Below are 19,080 nucleotides of genomic sequence, written 5' to 3' on the forward strand. Positions count from 1 at the left end.
GCTGGCGGTCGACCTGGGCAACAGCGCGGTCAGTCTGGGAGCATTCGACGGCGACCGGCTGGTAAGGCGCTGGCAGATCGACGTCGACGGCGAATCTGACCCGGAATCCTGGCGCCAGCGATTGCGGGTGGTGCGCGATGCGGGTCCGCAATTCGGGCGGTGTCTTATCGCTTCGGTTGCCCCCAGTCACACCGAATCGCTGGCAGCAGCAGCAGCAGCCTTCTGCGACTCGGTCACGCTACTGCAGGGGACGGCGCTGCCCGGGGTGCGGGCGCTCGTGCGGGAGCCGCGGCGGGTAGGAATAGACCGCCTCCTGAACTGCCTTGCCTGCGCCCGACTGCACGCCGCGCCGGCGATCGTCGTCGATGTCGGGACGGCCACCACGCTCGATTTCGTGACCGGCGCAGGCGACTACGGCGGCGGGGTTATCGCCCCGGGTCCGCGGGTGAGCGTAGCCGCGCTGGCCGCCGCCGCCCAATTGCTGCCGCCGGTCCGATTCGCCCGCCCCGACCGAATCCTGGGGTTGGACACCGAGACCTGCATGCAGTCGGGCGCCTACTGGGGGTTCGTGGGCTTGGTGCGCGAACTGTTGGCCAGACTCAGGGAGGAGGTCGGGCCGATCGACGCGGTGGTCGGCACTGGCGGCAACTGCGCATTGATTGCCGAAGACGTACCCGAGCTCGAGCGTATAGATCCGGACCTGACCCTGCGCGGGATCGCGCTTGCCGGGGAGGGGACGGGGTGAAGGTGCGGGTGCTTGCCGGCCGCCGGATCCTGCTCGGCGTCACCGGATCGATCTCCGCCTACAAGGCGGCCGTGGTCGCCAGCATGCTCACCCGCGCCGGCGCCGGCGTGGACGCGCTGTTGACGCCGGCGGCGCAAAAGTTCGTCGGCCTGGCGACTTTTTCCGGGCTGACCGGTCGGCGCGCGTACGGCGACATCGAGGCGATGACCGATGAAGGGGCCATAGCCCACGTGGAACTGGGCCTGGCGGCCGATGCGGCCCTGGTGGCGCCGGTGACGGCCGAAAGTCTGGCCCAGATCGCCGCCGGGCGGGCCTCGAACATCCTCACGGCGGCCTTGCTTTCGGTGCGCGGTCCGATTTTGCTGGCTCCGGCGATGGAGGAGAACATGCTTGCCAGTTCGCCGGTGCGGGATGCCCTGGCCAGCCTGACCGCGGCCGGGATGCAGGTGCTGGAACCTGCCGTCGGACGGCATGCCTCGGGCCGGGATGGCCGCGGCCGGCTGCCCGAACCGGCCGAACTCGTCGATCACCTGCGCCGCGCCCTAGGGACGGAAGGGACGCTGCGCGGTCGTCGTGTGGTGGTAACTGCCGGGGCCACGCGCGAGGCGGTCGACGCGGTCCGTTTCCTGAGCAATCCCTCGACCGGGACCCAGGGCACGGCGCTGGCCGAAGCGGCGCGGGACCGGGGTGCAACGGTGACCCTGATCGGCGCCCATCTGCAAACCCGCATACCGGCGGGCATGGATTTCGTCTCCGCCGGCGACGCCGACGCCTTGGCGTCGGCGGTGGCCGAGCACACCGAGGGTGCCGACGCGCTGGTGATGTGCGCCGCGGTCGGTGACTTCCGGCCGCTGGAGCGATTTCAGGGCAAGTTGCGTCGCCGGGAGAAATTGCGGATCGACCTGGAACCAACCCTGGACATAGTCAAGTCGGCCTGCCGCGCGCGGGTGCGCATCGGTTTCTCGCTGTCGGTAGGCGATCCGGCCGGCGACGCCCGGCAAAAGATCGCGCAAAAGTCGCTCGATGCGATCGTGGCCAACGATTTGTCGGACGCGCAAGCAGGGTTCGGCTTCGGTCCCAACACCGTCACCATCTACGGCCGCGACGGGGTTTGGGACCGGGTCGGTCCTGCGCCCAAGGCCGCGGTCGCCGAACGGGTCACGGATCTGCTCGAGGAGCTGCTGGGTTGATCGGGACCGCGCGCGTCCGCGGACTCGACGGGCGCGTCTGGGAGCCGGCGCACCCCGCCGCCGACGACCGCCCGGCCGACCCCGCTGCGGTGCGCGCGGCGGTGCTGGCGGGGCGCGGCTACGGCGCCGACCGACCGGCCCCCGAGGAGATCTTTGCCGGCGCGAGCAGCAACCCCTTCATGGTTCCGGGCCTGAAGGATGCCGCCGAACGCCTGCTGTTGTCGATCGAACGCGGCGAACGCGTCGCGATCTACGCCGACTTTGACTGCGATGGCATGTGCGCGGCGGCCCTGCTTGCGGTGCTTTTCCAGCGCCGCGGCCTGGAGCCGCTGATTTATTTTCCGGACCGGCTGCGCGACGGATACGGGCTCAATCCGCGCGGCGTGCGGCATCTGGCCGAAAACGGCGCCCAGTTGCTGCTGGCCCTGGACCTGGGCGCCAACGCCCAGGCCGAGATTGACCTTGCGGTGGAACTGGGGATGGACGTGGTGGTGATTGATCACCACCTGCTGGAGGCGCCGCTAGCGAACGTGGTCGCGGCCGTGAACCCGCTGGCGGCCGACCTGCCGGACCGGTTCTGCGCCGGGGCCCTTGCCCTGAAGCTGGCCCAGGCGATCGGTTGGCTTGGCGGCGGGGGCGACAACGCGGATCTGGTCGACCTGGCCGCAATCGCGACCGTGGCCGACGCGATTCCGCTGACCGGGGAGAACCGCTGGCTGGTGAGCCAGGGACTGCAAGCAATCGCCTTGTCGCCGCGGCCGGGGGTCGAATCCCTGCTAAAGGCCGCGCGGATCGGGTCGGCGCCCAGCGCGCGGGACGTGGCTTTTCGGATCGCTCCCCTGATCAACAGCGCCGGCCGGATCGGCGACCCGGCGTTGGCTACTCGGTTGCTGGCCAGCCCGGACCTTGCCGCGGCCCGCCCGCTGGCAGCCGATCTGGTGGCCCTGGGTCGGCGGCGCCGGGAAATGTCCGAGCAGGTGGAAGCGATCCTGCGGTCCGGGCTTGGGTCCCAGGGACCGGTCTTCAAATTCGACGAGCGGTTCCATCCCGGGGTGATCTCGGCCACCGCGACCCGGCTCTGCGCCCGGCGCAACGCACCGGTCTATCTGTGCGCCCCGGCCGGCGAGGTGGTTCGGGGATCGGGCCGCACTCCGGCCGGGCATGACGCGATGGCCCCCCTGCAGCGCCTCTCGCCGGCCCCGCTGCAGCTCGGCGGCCACCCGCAGGCCTGTGGTTTCACGATTGCGCCGGCGCAGATCGAACAATTGGCCCGGGTCATCGGCGAATTCTGGGCCGACCGAACGGATCCGTGGACGCCTGCCCCGCTCGGCTACGATTTCGCGCTGGCGCCCGCCGACCTGGTCCCCGAATTGCTGGAAGCGCTGCTGCCGCTGGAGCCGTTCGGACGCGGCTTCGCGCCGCCGCGCTGCCGCCTGAACGGGGCGATCGTCGGTCAGGTGATCGGTTTTTCGAGGGGCCGCCACCTGCGCCTGAAGCTGCGCGATTGCCCGCAGGCCGACGTGGTCTGGTTCAGCGGCGGCGTCCACCGATCCGAGGTCGTGCCCGGGTCGATTGTCGACATAATTGGCGAAATCTCACGCCCCCGCCCCGGATATGCTGGGGTTGTGGTCATAGTAGAGGACTTGCGACCGGCATGAGCGCCGAGAGCCACGCGCCGGGCGGCGTCACCGTCGCCCGCGCCGATCCGGACCCCTCCCCGGAGCCGTTGCTCAGCGCCGTTTCCGAATACCTGTCGGAAAACCGGGCCGCCGATCTGGCCAAGATCAGACGCGCCTACGAATTCGCCGCCCAGGCCCACGCCGGGCAGATGCGCCGGTCCGGCGATCCCTACGTGTCGCACCCGCTGGCGGTGTCGATGTTGCTAGCCGAACTGCGCATGGACGTGGACACCGTCGTCGCCGGACTGCTGCACGACGTGCAGGAGGACTGCGGAGTCGAATCGGGCCTGATCCGCAAGAAATTCGGCCGGGAAGTGGCCGAGTTGGTCGACGGCGTTACCAAGTTGACCCGCCTGGACCTTGACCACATCGAGGGCGAGCGGGCGCTGACGATGCGCAAGATGTTCCTGGCCATGGCGCGCGACATAAGAGTGGTGATCGTAAAGCTCGCCGACCGTCTGCACAATATCCGGACCGTCTCGGCGCTGGGCCCGGCCCAAATCCGGCACGTCTGCGAGGAAACGCTCGAGCTATACGCCCCGCTGGCGGGACGGCTGGGGATGTGGACCTGGCGCTGGCAGCTCGAGGACGAGGCCTTCCGGCAGTACGATCCCGCCGAGTACGCCAAGATCGCGGGGATGCTGGAGATGCGCCGCGGGCAGCGCGAGACACTGGTTAACGAGGTCGTCGAGACGCTCGGCAAGCACCTGGGCGACGCGGACCTGAAGGCCCATCTGTCGGGGCGCGCCAAGCACATCTATTCCATATATCGGAAGATGCGGCGCAAAAGCGTCGATTTCGAACAAATCCACGACCTGATCGCGGTCCGCGTCATCGTGCGCACGGTCGAGGAGTGCTACCGCGCGCTGGCGGTGGTCCACTCCAACTGGCGGGCGATCGCGGGGCAGTTCGACGACTACATCTCCTCGCCCAAGTCCAACCGCTACCAGTCCCTGCACACTGCGGTGCTGGGGCCCGGCCGGCAGCGCTTCGAAGTGCAAATCCGGACCGAAAAGATGCACCGCGAAGCCGAATACGGCGTGGCCGCCCACTGGCGGTACAAGGAGGGAAGGGTCAACCCGGAGAGTTTCGACGAAAAACTGGCCTGGATCCGGCAGGTGCTCGAATGGCAGGACGACCTGGAGTCGGCCGAACCGCTCATCGACATGCTCAAGACCGACGTGTTCGCCGACCAGCTCTTCGTGTTCACCCCCAACGGCGACGTGATCGACCTGCCGCGCGGTTCAACTCCGCTCGACTTCGCCTACCGAATCCACACCGAGGTAGGGCACCGTTGCGTCGGCGCCCAGGTAAACGGCCGCCGGGTGCCGCTGCGCTATGAGCTGTCGACCGGGGACACGGTCGAGATCCAGACGAACAAGGCCAGCAAGGGCCCGAGTCGGGACTGGCTCTCGATCGTGGCCACCGGCAGCGCCCGCAACAAGATCCGGCAGTGGTTCAAGCATCAGACGCGGGCCGAAAACGAAGCCCACGGGCGGCGGCTCCTGGAGCGGGAACTGAACCGGATCGGCCACGGACCGCTGGCGGCCATCGCCGAGGAAATCCTGCTCAAAGCCGCCCGGCGACTCTCCTACCCGGACGTGCCGGGCCTATTGATGGGGGTGGGCTACGGCGCGGTCACTGCGACGCAGGTGGTGAACCGGCTCGGTCTGGAGACAGCCGCGCCCACCGTACTGATACCCGAATCGGCGCCCTCGCGCGACGTCGAAGGCGGCGTCGCGGTCGGCGAAATTGACAATGCCCTGACCCGGCTGGGCGCCTGCTGCGGACCGCTGCCGGGCGATGCGATCGTCGGCTACGTCACCCGCGGTCACGGGGTTACCGTGCACCGCGCCGGATGCGTCAACGTGGTCAAGTCGCTTGACCAGGGCCGCCTGGTGGAAGTCCGCTGGAAGCAGGCCGATTCGCGCTCATTCCCGGCGCGCATCCTGGCCGTCGCCGAAGACCGCGAGGGATTGCTGCGCGACATCGCCACGGTCGTTGCCGAGGAGGGCCACAACATCGAATCGGCCGAAGTGCTTACCGACCGGGCGGGCACCGCCCGTGTCCGGATCGTGGTTGCCCTGACCAGCATCGGCGAACTCACCCGGCTTTTGAACCGCCTCCACCTGGTCCGCAACGTAACCGAAGTCCGCCGCGAAATCGGAGAGCAGGTCGCCAATGCGCCCCCGCACGGATGAGTTTGATGCAAAGCTAGGGGCCGTGCGCCAGTTGATGGACGGGCACGGCTGGGACTGGCTGCTGCTGCAGTCGCCGGGGTCGTTCGCGTGGCTCAGCGGCGGCGGACGTTCCTACATCGTCGACGGCGACCCGCGGGGGGTGGGGCTGATGCTAATCTCCCGCCAGAGCGTGCACCTGCTGGCCGCCAACATCGAATTGCCGCGGCTTCCCGAAGAGGAACTGCCGGGACTTGAGATTGCGATCGAGTCCGTCCCGTGGACGGAATTCTTCGCCGATCCGGAGCCGGCGGTGCGCGCCCTCACCGGCGGTTCGCGCCTGGCCAGCGACCTGCCGTTCCCCTGTGCGGTTGACGCCCAGCGGGCGGTTTCCGAGCTGCGCTCCCGGCTGGGGCCGGCCGACATAGCCCGGTACCGGGCCCTGGGCGCCGACACCGCTGCCGCGGTTGAGGCCACGGCCAGGGAGATCAGTCCGGGGCAGAGCGAATTCGAGGCCGCGGCGCTGCTGCAGGAAAAACTCAACCGTACCGGGATCGTGGCCCCGGTGTTGCTGGTGGCCTCCGACGACCGTATCCGCCGCCACCGCCACCCGCTTCCGGTGAACAAGTCAATCGAGCGTTACCTGATGCTCGTCTCCTGCGCGCTGCGCGACGGGCTTTGGTGCTCGATCACCAGGCTGGTCCATTTCGGCCCAATCGACCAGGACCTTAAGGCCCGGGCGCTGGCCTGCGCGAGCGTCGACGCGGCCTTCATCGCCGCCAGCAGGCCCGGCAATCGGGTGTCCGATGCGTTCGCGGCCGGCCGGGCCGAGTACGCCGCCCAGGGTTTCGCCGGCGAATGGCGCGAACACCATCAGGGCGGTCCGGCCGGGTACGGGTCGCGCGAGTTCTTCGCCGGCGCCGGGGTCGACATGGAGATCGGCAGCGGATATTCGTTCGCCTGGAATCCGTCGATCGCCGGGGTCAAAAGCGAGGACACGGTGATTGTCGGCGGCGGACCCGATGAACCCGACTTTGAAGTGATCACCGAGACCGGCGAGTGGCCGGCGATAGAACTGCCCGGCAGACCGGTGAGGCGGCCCGCCATCCTGCAGCGCTAGGCGGCGGATGCGGCCGGCGAAGTCCCCGCGCTGGGGGGATTTAAAGCGGCGCCGGGACGGCTTGGCCATTGTCGAGGCCGGAATAGCAGCGGCGCGCCCGGAGCGGTGCTTGGCCGCCGCGCTGGAACCCGCAACGGTGGCGCCGGGGCGGGTCGCCCGGGAAATAGTGGTCGTGGGCGCGGGCAAGGCCGCGGCGGCGATGGCGGCGCAGGCCGAAGCGCGGCTCGGTTCGCGGATTTCTGCCGGGGTGGTGGCGGTCAAGGACGGGCACGTCCTGCCGCTCGATCGGATCGGACTGCTTGAAGCGGCGCACCCGGTGCCCGACTCGCGCGCCCAGCGCAATGGGCGCCGGATTCGCGAGACGATCTCCGCGGCTCCGCGGGACGCGTTGATCCTGGCCCTTTTTTCCGGCGGCGGATCGGCGCTGATGATCGATCCGATTCCGCCGGCCGGCATCGCCGATCTGGCCTCGACGACCGACATTCTGCTGCGCGCCGGGGCAGACATCGGCCAACTCAACTCGGTCCGCAAGCACCTATCTGCCACCCATGCGGGCCGCCTGGCGCGGGCCGCCGAGGGGCGCGAGGTGCTGGTCGTGGCGATATCGGACGTGCTCGGCGACGATCTCTCGACGATTGCCTCGGGCCCCTTTTGCCCAGATCCGTCGACCTGGCGGGACGCGGCGGCGGTGATCGATCGCTTCGAGTTGTGGGGACGCCTGCCGGCGGCAGTGGCCCGGCTGCTGGCGCGCGGCCGCGATGGCGAGCTGGCCGAAACTCCCAAGCCCGGTGACGCGGCCTTCGCGCGGGTCCGTCATCGCGTGGTGGCCAACCTTCGGACCGCGGCCCGGGCGGCCTCGGCGCATGCCGAATCCCTCGGCGTGCGGGCGCGGATCTGCGATCTGGCGGTGACCGGGCAGGCCGAAGCGGCCGCCGGGCGCCTGGTCCGCGCCGGCCGCGCCGAACTGGAACGGGCCGACCGCCCGTTCTGCCTGGTCTACGGCGGAGAGACCGTCGTTCGGGTTCGCGGCCAGGGTCGCGGCGGGCGTTGCCAGCAACTGGCGCTGCGGGCCGCCGAGGTCCTGGTCGGGGAGCCGCGGTTGACGGTCTTGGCCGCTGGCACCGACGGCACCGACGGCCCGACCGACGCCGCCGGGGCGCTCGTCGACAGCGGAACGATCGCGCGGGGCGCACGGGCCGGACTGGATGCATCGCGGCACCTGATGGACAATGACGCATATTCGTATCTGCGCGCCAGCGGCGATCTCGTGATCACCGGTCCTACGCACACGAACGTGAACGATCTCCTGCTGGTCCTGGGGGCACCTTGAGCGAACAAGACCAAGAGCCGCCCGTCTCCCCGCAAATGGTCGACGGCCGCCTGCGCTGGCGGCCGGTGACCGGCGACGCGATCGTTGCCGCGGGTCGGTTCGACTGGGTAGCCCTGGTGCGGCTGATGATCCTGGCCGCCGCCGCCGCGGTGGCCTTTCTGGCCCTTGAATGGCAGACCGGCGTGTACGAGGACGCGGCCCACAATTCGGAAGCAATCCTGGCCCGCCAGGAACCGGGCCGCTCGGCGCCGGCCCCGGACTTTGGGCCCCTGCCGACGGTCGCGCCGCGGGAGCAGTCGCCACCCGCGCCGTCGCCGGCCGATCCGTTGGCCGTCGAGCCGGACCGGTCGCACTCGGAGTTTGAGCACGTGGTGCAACCGGGGGAGACGCTCGATGAAATCGCCACCCGCTACTCGGTGAACCTGGAGGATCTGCTGCAGGCGAACCCGGGCATCGTGGACCCCGACCTGATCGTTGCCGGCGACACGATAACGATCATCGTCTGACGGGTCGGTTTGGCCAGTCTCGATCCGGTGGTTTACCGGCTTCGGCGGCGGGCCTGGGACCTGCCCGGCACCGGCAGCACTCCGACCGCGAAGCAGGTCCGGTCCGGATCGCCCGACGGCAAACTGGGCCAACGTCCGATAATTGGTTTGTGATTGAGCGTGCCCTGCCTGCGACCGCGCCCCAACCTACGCGCCGGTAGCCGGATCACCCCAAGGGTCATCAAACCTCCTGCGGCGAGCACCGGAATTGCCCATGGCCAGTGAACTAATCACCGTACCCGCCAACACCTGGCAGCGCGTTGGCGGTAAGAGCGGCGGTACCGTATCGGCGATCGTCGCCGCTCCCGGCACCAGCGCCGAACGGATTCTTTACGCCGGCACCATGTCGGGCGTGTACACCTCGACCGACAACGGTCGGACCTGGACGGTTTCCAATGAGGGGCTGCAGAGTCCCTTCATTCAGAACCTGGCGATCGCCCTTGAGCCGGGATCCTCGCCGCGGTTGTTCGCCACCGCCGCCGGAGTCGGCGGGTTCATGTCGTTCGGCGGCGTGAACTGGCGCCGGCTCGGATTCTGGGGAGTAAAGCCCGAGATCGCCGCGTTTGCGGCCTCGCCGGATTTTGCGCGCGACCGCGCCGCCCTGACCGCGACGCTGACCGACGGGGTGTTTCGCACCGACAACGCCGCCAAGACTTGGAATGCCGCCAACGCCGGATTGCCCCAGGACGAGGATGGCGGCGAGGTTCTCGCCATCGCCTACTCGCCCGACTTTGCTTCCGACCAACGCGCCTACTGCGCGGTTGCCGGTCATGGGCCGTTCCGCTCGTCCGACGGCGGTCGCAACTGGATTGCGGCCGGCATCGAAGGTGAGGACGCCCCCTCGAACATCCAGGTGATCGCCTGCGCGCCGGTCGGGCGGACCGGGGCGGCTCTTTTCCTGGGTGACGAGGAAAGAGGGATATGGTACAGCCACGACGGCGGCCGCTCCCTGGCGCGTTCTTCAGGCGTTGAGGACGAATCCATCAACGCACTGGCCGTTTCGCCCCGCTTCGCATCCGATTCGACCGTCTATGCCGGCGCCGGCAACGGCGCGGTTTACCGCTCCGAGGACGCTGGCGAGAGCTTCCAAAAGCTCGCCGATCCGGCGGACTCGGCCCCGGTGCTGGCGCTGCTGGCGCTGGCCGAACCGGGTGGCAAGACCCTGCTGCTGGCCGGGACCTACGGCGCCGGGCTGGCGCGATCCGACGACGAGGGCCAAACCTGGTCGGATTCGGCCGCCGGGATTCCCAGCCAGAACTGGCTGAGCTTTGCCATGGTTCCCGACTTCGGCACCCGCCCAGTGATGTTCGCGGGCGGTTCCCAGGGGGGTCTTTTCCGATCCACCGACGGCGGTCGCGGGTGGTCGGAAGCGGCACCCGGCACCGAGGGCATCCCGGTGTTCCAGATCGCGCCCTCGCCCCTGTTCGCCGCCGACGGCCGCGCGTTCGCGGCGACCGCGGTCGGACTGTATTCGACCGCCGACGGCGGCGAAACCTGGCATCGCTCCGACCAGGTCGAGGAGTGCGAGCTCCGCTGCGTGGCCGTATCCGGCGCCAGCGACGGGAATTTCGCGGTGTTTGCCGGCGGGATCGAGGGCAAGGCCTGGCTGAGCCGCGACAACGGCGCCGAACTGGAGCGCGTGGATCACGATTTCCGCGGCGACACGGTCCTCGACGTGCAGTTTTCGCCGGATTTTGCCGCCGACGAGATCATCGTGGTGGCCTCTTACGGAGTCGGGCGGGTGGTGGTTTCCTTGTCCGAGAACGCCGGCACGAGCTGGCGCCGGGTGGTGCGCCACCGCACCCACGCCGAATGGGCGAGCGTGGCGATTCCCGACGACTTCGACGCGGTCGAGCGGCGGTCCTGGTCGTTCGCGGCCCACAACCAGGTTTTCACGCCCGCGCGGCGCTTCCGCAATGTCTGGTCCGGTTCGCGGCCGGCGCACAAGAACACATCGGTCCTCGACCTGGCGATCGCGCCCGGTTATGCCGACGAACCGTTGCTTTTCGCCGCGACCAGCTCCGGCGTGCGCCGCTCCGGCGACGGCGGCGGGACCTGGCACGCGATCAACGAGGGGCTGGCCAACCGGTCGGTATTGCAAGTGGCGTTGTCGCCCGATTTCAGGAACGACCGAATGGTCTACATACTGGCAATCGGCGGCGAAGTGTGGTCTTATCGCGATGACCCTGCCACGCTCAAGTTCGAAGCCCCCGATCAAACGGAATTGATCTACCGGCCCGATGGGATTGGCTGAGCCGCGCCGACTTATGCCGCGGCGGCGGCTGCTGGGCGCCGCCGGATCCTTCGCCGCCCTGCTGGCGGCCTGCGGAAGCGGCGCGGACGGGTCCCTGCCGCCGCTAAATGACCAGCAACGCGAGATTCTCGATTCGGTGGGAGCGATCTCGTCCGACCAGATCGAATTGGTCGCCGACTACCTGGCCGACCAGACGGTCAAACTCGGCTACGTGCAGTCGCCCTGGGGCGGCCGCAACGAGCACTACCGCAACCTGGCCATCGGCGCCAATTCCTGGCAGGAAATCTACCCCCGGATCAGGGACGACCGGGTCCTTATAAACCAAGCCGAGGGCCTCGGAGTCGCCGAAACGCTGAGCACCCTCTCGAACGAGGCCCGACCCGACCTGCTGCTCTTCCCCGGCCGCGACCTGGCCGAACTAAATCGCGCCGGCCTGCTGATCGAGCTTGACAAAGCCGGCGGCGTCGAATCGCTGCTGCGCCCGGGCGAATACTGGGGCCGGACGCTGGCGGCCGGTTCGGTGCGCGGCCGTCAATTGGCGATTCCGTTGATGCTGGGCCCCTGGATGATGATGTGTCAGCTGGACCTGCTGTCCACGGTCGGGGTCGATCCGCCAATCGACCGCCCATGGGACATTCGCCAGTTCCTGACCAACGTGGCCCGCCTGACCAATCCGTCCAGCAACCCGACCGAGCGGGGCGCTTTCGGCTTCATGCAGCTGGTTTCGACCAACGCCAATTCCGATTCCATGCCACCTTCCTGGATCTGGATGCTGGCAATGGGGGCCGACCTGCCCGGTCTCGATGACGGCGAGGAGCGCCTGCAGTCGGCTGAAGCGCTGGCCGCCTACGAGCTGATTTACGCTCTCGTGCACGATCAACGCAGCGCCATAAAGTTCGACGGCGTCGGCGGGCGCAGCCTACGCAACACGTTGTTCGAAAACGCCAACGCAATGGTCTCCTATCCGTTCAACAGTGGATGGCTTTCGCAGTTCTGGCGAGGCCGCGAGGAACCCGTCAGCCTAGCCCACCTGCCGGCCGGACCTGGGCACTACACGCCGGTGGAAATGCACATGATGCTCGGTGTGCTAACGTCGGCGCGCGACCAGGAAGCCGCGATAGCGAGCATGCAGGCGATAGCCCGAACCGCCGGCGACAGCGTATTTCCCACCGCGCGAAGGTCAGACGTGACCAAGATCACGGCCCTCCAGCCGCGGATTACCCGCGAAGACGTCGATTTCATGGACCAGGCCCTGTCCGAAGCCGAGCCGGTGATGCTGCCCGGCCAGGAACGTTCGATCATGCGCCGCAACATCGATCTGCCGCTGATGGTCGGGCGCGAGAACCCCGAATCGGCCGCCAGCGCCGCATTCGCGGCCCTATCCGAACACCGCTTCAACAGGGGCCAGTAAGGCCGGGCGATGCACCGGCTGGCCGGTGCGGGCAACGCCGGCTAGGTCAAGCCCAGGCTACGTAGCTCCAGCTGCCGAATATCGCCAGCACCACGACCGCCGCCATCACCAGTGAAACGAATCCCCACGGAATCGTCATCCGGGGCCGTTTGATGGGAGGTCTTTTCAGGGGGTCGTACATGTCTTGGTCGGGTTCGTTGAGGGGTTCCTCAAATCTTAAGTACCGGCACGATTCGATTACGCCCCGGACGGCGCTCGAAACTCCCCAAAATGTTAGGATTTACCGGCGCAAGGTCCGGCTCAAAAGGATTGCTGTGCGGCCGTGCGGGTGGTAAAGGTCGCGGCGCTGGCGCTCGAGTTTGGCTTCATAGTCGGAGCATTCCTGATAGCCGGAATTCAAATCGGCGGATGGCTGGATGACCAGTTGTCGAGCCGACCGTTCTTCCTGACCGCGGGCGTCCTGTTGGGCCTGCTGGCCAGTTTCTCCGTTTTCTGGCGAATCTACCGCTGGCAGTCTGACTAACCGAGAGCCGACCGACTTGCTGCCCGAATTCGTTCTCCCTGCCGAACCGATCTGCGAAGAGTGTCACTTTTCGCTTCTGGGAGACTCGGTGGCCCGCCCCTACGGCGAATTCGTCATCACCAACTCGATGGTGATCATGTTCGTGGTCATGGCATTCATGCTCCTCGTCGCGCTGGCGGTGCGCAGCCGAATCGGAATCATCCCTTCCGGACTGCAGTCGATCATCGAAGTAACCTACGACCAGATCGGCGCGGCGACGCGTTCGGCGCTGGGGCGCTTCACCGATCCCCGGCTCCCCTTGCTGATGGGGTTCTTCACCTTCATATTGCTGGCCAACTGGTTCTCGCTGCTGCCCTTCGTGGGCACCATCGGCTATTTCCACGAGCACCACGGTCACGAGGTGCTGGTGCCGTTCCTGCGGCCGGCCACGGCCGACATCAACATGACGCTGGCCCTGGCCCTGGTCGCGTTCATCCTCATCCACTCGACCGGGATCGCCGCGCACGGCCTGACCGGCCATCTCAAGGAAGTGGCCCAGAATTCCTGGCTGCTGGCGCCGATCTTCGTGCTGATCGAACTGTTCGTGATCGTTTCGCTCTCATTCCGGCTTTTCGGCAATCTCTTCGCCGGTGAAGTGCTGCTGGGACTCTCTGCCACCTACATGCCGGTAATCGGCGTTATCTTCCTGCTGCTCGAATTGCTCTTCGGCCTGATCCAGGCGCTGGTGTTTGCGATATTGACTTTGAGCTTCACCGGCGTGGCGATCGGAACCGATCCCGAGGCGGAGCACCATTGAGCCGCAACCTCAACCTGTTTGCGCGTAAGCGTTCAGCCACCTTAACTGCTTAAGGAAAGGTACCGCACATGGAATATGGACCCATCGGAGCCGGTCTGGCGATCGGTTTGGCCGGGATCGGCTCGGGCATCGGCCTCGGATTAGGCACCGCGGCCGCAATGTCGGCCCTGGGCCGCAACCCCGAGGCGGAAAACACGGTCCGTCCGAACATGATCGTGGCCCTCGGCCTCACCGAAGCGATCGGGATCTACGGGTTCCTGATCGGACTATTCCTCGCCCTCGGACTCGGTGCTTAGTCACGCACCGAGGCGACGCCAACATCAATTCAGCTGCCGAATGCGTGCAGGGGAGGCCGTTGAAATCAAGTGATTGAGCTATTTGAGGGTGTGGGGATCCTATTCCCCAACCTGCTGTTCCAGCTCGTCACCTTCCTGCTGTTTGTTTGGGTAATCAATCGGCTGTTGTTCAAGCCGATCGCCCGGGCGCTGAGCGAGCGACGCGAGCGCATTGCCGGCGACCTGGACAAGGCCGCCGAACTCCGCGAGCAGGCCCGGGCCGAACAGGACCGCTTTCAGGCCGAACTGCGTGAGCAGCAGGCCGAAGCCCAGCGAATGCGCCAGGAAATGGCGGCCCGCTTGGCCGAACTTGAAGAGCAGCAGATGCAGTCCGCCCGCGACGCCGCCGCCCGGATTCGCGCCGAAGCCCAGCAGGAATCCGAGCGATTGCGGGAGCAGGCTTTGGCTTCCGCCCGCGGTGAACTGGCCGAGTTGGTGGCGGAGGCGACCACCAAGGTGCTCGGGCGGGCGATTGACGACGAGGAACAAGCGCGGCTGGTCGACGAAGCGATCGCCGAGATCGGCGGCCGGTCGAGTTGATTCGGGACCGTCATTCGGCGCGCCGGCTGGTGCGATCTTACGTCGATGCGGTGATCGCCGACGCGCGCGCCAACGCGAGTTGGCTCGCCTGGGACGAGGATCTGGCGGTGCTGGGCCGGATCGGCGCCGATCGCGATTTTTCCGCTGCGCTCGCCGAACGCGCCGGCCGACCCGGCCAGGTCGAGGACCTGTTGGCGGGAATCTGCGGCGAACGCGGGGTCGCGTTGGCCCAGGTGCTATCCGGAGCCGGCCACCTCGAGTTGCTGGAAGCCATTCGGGACCGGTTTCAGCGCCGGTCCAGCACCGACGGTCCCCTGGACCGGGTGCAGATTACCTCGGCCCAGCCGCTGCCGTCGGCGCAGGTGGACGAGCTGACTTCGCAGCTTGCCCGCGAGGGTCGCGAAGTGGTCCTGCAGACGCGCGTGGACCCCGGTCTGATCGGCGGCGTCGTGGTGCGACTGGGCGACTGGCGCTACGACTTTTCAATTCGCTCACGCTTACAAGCCCTTCGGCGATCCATCAACTGACACGGAATCGGTAAAGCAATATGGCCCAATCTCCGCAAGATATCGCCGCGCTGCTGCGGCAGCGCATCCAGGATCTGGACCCCTCAACCGACGCGGCGAACGTCGGGACGGTCGTGGAAGCCGGCGACGGTATCGCCCGCATTCACGGCCTATCGCAGGCTTTGGCCGGCGAGCTGGTCGAATTCCCCGGCAACGTGCTCGGAATGGCCCTCAATCTGGAAGAAGACTCGGTCGGGGCGGTCTTGCTGGGCGAATTCGGCCACATCCGCGAAGGCGACGAAGTCCGGGCGACCGGGCGGGTGGCCCAAGTGCCGGTCGGCGAGGCGCTGCTGGGACGGGTGGTCAACGCGGTCGGCGAGCCGATCGACGACCGGGGTCCGATCGCCACCGAGGATTCCGACGTTATCGAGAAGGTTGCCCCCGGGGTAACCGCCCGCGCCAACGTTGACACCCCGCTGCAGACCGGGATCCGGGCGATCGACTCGATGATCCCGATCGGGCGCGGACAGCGCGAACTCATCATCGGCGACCGCCAGATCGGCAAGACCGCGGTCGCGATCGATACGATCATCAATCAGCGCGACACCGGCGTCAAGTGCATTTACGTTGCGGTCGGCCAGAAAGCCGGTCAGGTCGCCCAGGTCCGCGCGGTGCTGGAGCAGCACAACTCGATGGACCACAGCGTGATCGTTGCCGCGACCGCCTCGGACCCGGCCGGGATGCAATACATTGCTCCGTTCGTGGGCTGCACCATCGGCGAGTACTTCCGCGACCGCGGGCAGGATGCGCTGGTCATCTACGACGACTTGACCAAGCACGCCTGGGCCTACCGGCAGATTTCGTTGCTGCTGCGGCGTCCGCCCGGCCGCGAAGCCTATCCGGGGGATATCTTCTACCTTCACTCCCGGCTGCTGGAGCGCGCGGCCCGGATGAGCGAAGCCGAGGGAGGCGGTTCGCTGACCTCCTTGCCGATCATCGAGACCCAGGAAGGGGACCTGACGACCTACGTCCCCACCAACGTGATCTCGATCACCGACGGTCAGATTTACCTGGAACCGAGTCTGTTCAATGCCGGCAACCGGCCCGCAATCAACGCCGGGCTTTCGGTCTCGCGGGTCGGCGGCGACGCCCAGCTGCGCAGCATGCGTTCGGTGGCCGGCGGGCTGCGGCTGGCCCTGGCCCAGTACCGGGAAGTGGCCGCGTTCGCCCAGTTCGGTTCCGACCTGGACCCGGCCACCCAGCAGCAACTAACGCGCGGCCAGCGGCTTCTTGAGATCCTCAAGCAAGACCAGTACCAGCCCCAGTCGGTCGTAGATCAGGTCATCTCGCTGCGGGCCGGAACCTCCGGCCAGGCCGACGCGGTCGAGGTCGAGGACGTTCGCCGATTCATCGCCGAACTTATCGAGCACGTGCACGCGAGCAAGGCCGAACTGGTGGCTGCGGTTGCCGCGAGCGGACGCGTCGAGGATGACCAGATGACCGAACTTGACGAGACCATTTCGGCGTTTGTCGCGACCGGGTTCATACCCGGGACGGACGGCTAGGGAACGGCCCCATGGCCAGCCTGCGCGACATCCGCACCCGGATCAACGGGGTCGACGCCACGCGTCAGATCACGCGGGCCATGCAGCTGGTCGCAACTTCGAAGATGTTCAAAGCCCAGGAGGCGGTGCGGCGCAGCCAGGCGTACGCCGACACGATCCGCCGGATGGTGGCCGGGCTTTCGGCGGCCGATCCCGATCTGGTCGGCTCCCACCCCTTGATGCGGCCGGCCGACCCGTCCGGCCGGACCGCGCTGGTGGCGTTCACCACCAACCGCGGGCTGGTGGGAGCGCTGAACACCAACGTCGCCCGGGTGACGCTCGAGCGCGCCCGCGACCTTTCCTCGGAACACCCCGGCTCGGATCGCGCCCTGATCGCCATCGGTCGCGTCGGGGTGCGCATGCTCGGCAGCTCGTTGCCGACCCACGCCCAGTTCACCGATTTCCCCGATCAACCCGGCGCCAACGACGTCCGCGCGCTGGCCACGATGCTGGTCGAGGGTTACGCCAACGCCGATTTCGACGCGGTTGAGATCGTCTATCCGACATTCGTAAACACGGTCTCGCAGACGCCGGTGGCCGAGCGCCTCTTCCCGCTGCGTGAACTGCAGGAGGGCGCCGCCGCCCACAACCTCCAGTACATCTACGAACCGTCGCGGTCGGCTACGCTGGACGCCCTTTTGCCGCGGTTCGTCGAGTCGCGGCTGTTGCAGATCGCCCTAAACGCGGCCGCCAGCGAACACTCGGCGCGAATGGTGGCGATGCGCAACGCCACCGAAAACGCCAATGAGCTGATCGATTCGCTGACGCTGACCTACAACCGCCAGCGCCAGGGTGCGATCACCAGCGAGATGATCGATATCGCTTCGGGCGCCAACGCCCAGGCCAGCTGACCCTAACCCATACCGCTATCCGCAACTCCCAAAAAAGAGGAACAACATGGCAACCGGCACAATCGCCCAAATAATCGGTGCGGTCGTTGACGTCGAATTCGATTCCCAGTCGATGCCCGGCATCTACAACGCGCTGACTGTCGAATCGGGCGATGGCGAACAGGTGGTCATGGAAGTCCAACAGCACGTTGGCAACAACTGGGTCCGCTGCATCTCCATGCGCCCCACCGAGGGATTGCGGCGCGGCCTGCCGGTCGAGGACACCGGCGGCCCAATCTCGGTCCCGGTCGGACCCGATACCCTGGGGCGGGTGTTCGACGTCGTGGGCGAGCCGATTGACGAGCAGGGGCCCTGCAACGCCGAGAACCACTACCCGATCCACCGGCCGGCGCCCAAGGTCGCCGACCAGGCCACTTCGACTGAGATGTTCGCCACCGGCCTCAAGGTGATCGACCTGATTGCGCCGTTCACGCGCGGCGGCAAGACCGGGATCTTCGGCGGCGCCGGCGTCGGCAAGACGGTCACGATCATGGAGCTGATCAACAACGTCGCCAAGGAATACGGCGGATACTCGGTCTTCTGTGGCGTCGGCGAACGCACCCGCGAGGGAACCCAGCTGATCGGCGAGATGCAGGAATCGGGCGTCATGGGCAACACCGTCATGGTGTTCGGCCAGATGAACGAATCGCCCGGAGCCCGCCTGCGCGTGGCCCTCGCCGGCCTGTCGATGGCTGAGTACTTCCGCGACGAGGAAAACCAGGACCTGCTGCTGTTCATCGACAACATTTTCCGGTTCTCGATGGCCGGCTCGGAGGTCTCGGCGCTACTGGGCCGGATGCCCTCGGCGGTCGGCTACCAGCCGACGCTGGGATCGGAAATGGGCCAGCTGCAGGAACGAATCACCTCGACGACGAAGGGCTCGATCACCTCGCTGCAGGCGATCTACGTGCCGGCCGACGACTACACCGACCCCGCGCCGGTGACCACGTTCTCGCACCTCGACGCCACCATCCGCCTGGAGCGTTCGATCGTGGACCGCGGCATATACCCGGCCGTCGACCCGCTCACCTCGACATCTCGGATCCTGGACCCGAACATCGTCGGCGACGACCACTACCGGGTCGCCCGCTCGGTCCAGCAGGTTCTGCAGCGCTACAAGGACCTGCAGGACATCATCGCGATCCTGGGGATCGAGGAACTCTCCGAAGAGGACCGCCTGGTGGTCGCCCGCGCCCGCCGGATCGAGCGCTTCCTCTCGCAGCCGATGAACGTCGCCGAGGTGTTCACCGGGCTCGAGGGCCGCACCATCGCCATCGAGGACACCGTGCGCGGATTCGACGAAATCCTCTCCGGCGCCCACGACAACCTGCCCGAGCAGGCCTTCTACATGGTCGGAACCATCGACGAAGCGGTGGCCAAGGCCGAGCAGATGGCGGCCAGCGCCTAGGCCTTCAAGAACTCGCACCAGAACACG

Annotated in this window: 16 protein-coding genes; all 16 read left to right on the forward strand. The window is 67.4% G+C overall.

What is annotated here, in order from left to right; all coding sequences use genetic code 11:
* Positions 1–159: 159 nt before the first annotated feature.
* The 16 genes from coaBC to atpD all read left to right on the forward strand — a co-directional run bounded on the left by coaBC (position 160) and on the right by atpD (position 19,053).
* Positions 160–1,935 carry a bifunctional phosphopantothenoylcysteine decarboxylase/phosphopantothenate--cysteine ligase CoaBC gene (coaBC, locus tag F4X41_08765; GenBank protein ID MYB17101.1) on the forward strand — a complete coding sequence of 592 codons (1,776 nt, stop codon included), beginning with the start codon at positions 160–162 and terminating at the stop codon, positions 1,933–1,935.
* Positions 1,932–3,593 (forward strand): hypothetical protein, encoded by a 1,662-nt coding sequence (locus F4X41_08770; protein MYB17102.1) that lies wholly within the window; start codon positions 1,932–1,934, stop codon positions 3,591–3,593. Before coaBC ends, F4X41_08770 begins: the two co-directional genes overlap by 4 nt.
* Positions 3,590–5,815 carry a bifunctional (p)ppGpp synthetase/guanosine-3',5'-bis(diphosphate) 3'-pyrophosphohydrolase gene (locus F4X41_08775; protein ID MYB17103.1) on the forward strand — a complete coding sequence of 742 codons (2,226 nt, stop codon included), beginning with the start codon at positions 3,590–3,592 and terminating at the stop codon, positions 5,813–5,815. The genes F4X41_08770 and F4X41_08775 overlap by 4 nt, the downstream gene beginning before the upstream one ends.
* Positions 5,796–6,911 carry a M24 family metallopeptidase gene (locus F4X41_08780; protein ID MYB17104.1) on the forward strand — a complete coding sequence of 372 codons (1,116 nt, stop codon included), beginning with the start codon at positions 5,796–5,798 and terminating at the stop codon, positions 6,909–6,911. Before F4X41_08775 ends, F4X41_08780 begins: the two co-directional genes overlap by 20 nt.
* Positions 6,912–6,918: 7 nt before the next feature.
* Positions 6,919–8,241, forward strand: coding sequence for a DUF4147 domain-containing protein (locus F4X41_08785; protein ID MYB17105.1), 1,323 nt, complete (start codon positions 6,919–6,921; stop codon positions 8,239–8,241).
* The gene (locus F4X41_08790) at positions 8,238–8,747 is read left to right on the forward strand and encodes a LysM peptidoglycan-binding domain-containing protein (protein ID MYB17106.1); all 510 of its coding nucleotides are present in this window, start codon (positions 8,238–8,240) and stop codon (positions 8,745–8,747) included. The genes F4X41_08785 and F4X41_08790 overlap by 4 nt, the downstream gene beginning before the upstream one ends.
* A 253-nt stretch (positions 8,748–9,000) precedes the next feature.
* Positions 9,001–11,040 carry a hypothetical protein gene (locus F4X41_08795; GenBank protein ID MYB17107.1) on the forward strand — a complete coding sequence of 680 codons (2,040 nt, stop codon included), beginning with the start codon at positions 9,001–9,003 and terminating at the stop codon, positions 11,038–11,040.
* The gene (locus F4X41_08800) at positions 11,027–12,451 is read left to right on the forward strand and encodes a hypothetical protein (GenBank protein MYB17108.1); all 1,425 of its coding nucleotides are present in this window, start codon (positions 11,027–11,029) and stop codon (positions 12,449–12,451) included. Before F4X41_08795 ends, F4X41_08800 begins: the two co-directional genes overlap by 14 nt.
* 346 nt (positions 12,452–12,797) lie before the next feature.
* Positions 12,798–12,974 (forward strand): AtpZ/AtpI family protein, encoded by a 177-nt coding sequence (locus F4X41_08805; GenBank protein MYB17109.1) that lies wholly within the window; start codon positions 12,798–12,800, stop codon positions 12,972–12,974.
* Between the two features lie 16 nt (positions 12,975–12,990).
* Positions 12,991–13,770 (forward strand): F0F1 ATP synthase subunit A, encoded by a 780-nt coding sequence (locus tag F4X41_08810; GenBank protein ID MYB17110.1) that lies wholly within the window; start codon positions 12,991–12,993, stop codon positions 13,768–13,770.
* 68 nt (positions 13,771–13,838) lie between these two features.
* A complete protein-coding gene (locus F4X41_08815) occupies positions 13,839–14,066 on the forward strand; it encodes an ATP synthase F0 subunit C (GenBank protein ID MYB17111.1) in 228 nt (75 codons plus the stop codon).
* A 69-nt stretch (positions 14,067–14,135) separates the two neighbouring features.
* Positions 14,136–14,645 (forward strand): F0F1 ATP synthase subunit B, encoded by a 510-nt coding sequence (atpF, locus tag F4X41_08820; GenBank protein ID MYB17112.1) that lies wholly within the window; start codon positions 14,136–14,138, stop codon positions 14,643–14,645.
* On the forward strand, positions 14,642–15,172 hold the full coding sequence (atpH, locus tag F4X41_08825; protein ID MYB17113.1) for an ATP synthase F1 subunit delta: 531 nt from the start codon (positions 14,642–14,644) through the stop codon (positions 15,170–15,172). Before atpF ends, atpH begins: the two co-directional genes overlap by 4 nt.
* Before the next feature lie 20 nt (positions 15,173–15,192).
* Entirely contained in the window at positions 15,193–16,716 is a 1,524-nt protein-coding gene (locus F4X41_08830; GenBank protein ID MYB17114.1) for a F0F1 ATP synthase subunit alpha, read from the forward strand.
* Between the two features lie 11 nt (positions 16,717–16,727).
* Positions 16,728–17,606, forward strand: coding sequence for an ATP synthase F1 subunit gamma (atpG, locus tag F4X41_08835; GenBank protein MYB17115.1), 879 nt, complete (start codon positions 16,728–16,730; stop codon positions 17,604–17,606).
* Positions 17,607–17,652: 46 nt separating this feature from the next.
* On the forward strand, positions 17,653–19,053 hold the full coding sequence (gene atpD / locus F4X41_08840; GenBank protein ID MYB17116.1) for a F0F1 ATP synthase subunit beta: 1,401 nt from the start codon (positions 17,653–17,655) through the stop codon (positions 19,051–19,053).
* The last annotated feature ends 27 nt before the right edge of the window (positions 19,054–19,080 follow it).

It is taken from the genome of Chloroflexota bacterium, assembly GCA_009840625.1.
Taxonomy (GTDB): Bacteria; Chloroflexota; UBA11872; order UBA11872; family VXNJ01; genus VXNJ01.

What these genes read in the sequence shown, in the direction of transcription:
- F4X41_08775 (MYB17103.1), top strand. Translation starts at nt 3,590, where the DNA reads ATGAGCGCCGAGAGCCACGCGCCGGGCGGCGTCACCGTCGCCCGCGCC.
- F4X41_08780 (MYB17104.1), top strand. Translation starts at nt 5,796, where the DNA reads ATGCGCCCCCGCACGGATGAGTTTGATGCAAAGCTAGGGGCCGTGCGC.
- F4X41_08785 (MYB17105.1), top strand. Translation starts at nt 6,919, where the DNA reads ATGCGGCCGGCGAAGTCCCCGCGCTGGGGGGATTTAAAGCGGCGCCGG.
- F4X41_08795 (MYB17107.1), top strand. Translation starts at nt 9,001, where the DNA reads ATGGCCAGTGAACTAATCACCGTACCCGCCAACACCTGGCAGCGCGTT.
- F4X41_08800 (MYB17108.1), top strand. Translation starts at nt 11,027, where the DNA reads ATGGGATTGGCTGAGCCGCGCCGACTTATGCCGCGGCGGCGGCTGCTG.
- F4X41_08815 (MYB17111.1), top strand. Translation starts at nt 13,839, where the DNA reads ATGGAATATGGACCCATCGGAGCCGGTCTGGCGATCGGTTTGGCCGGG.
- F4X41_08830 (MYB17114.1), top strand. Translation starts at nt 15,193, where the DNA reads ATGGCCCAATCTCCGCAAGATATCGCCGCGCTGCTGCGGCAGCGCATC.
- atpG (MYB17115.1), top strand. Translation starts at nt 16,728, where the DNA reads ATGGCCAGCCTGCGCGACATCCGCACCCGGATCAACGGGGTCGACGCC.
- atpD (MYB17116.1), top strand. Translation starts at nt 17,653, where the DNA reads ATGGCAACCGGCACAATCGCCCAAATAATCGGTGCGGTCGTTGACGTC.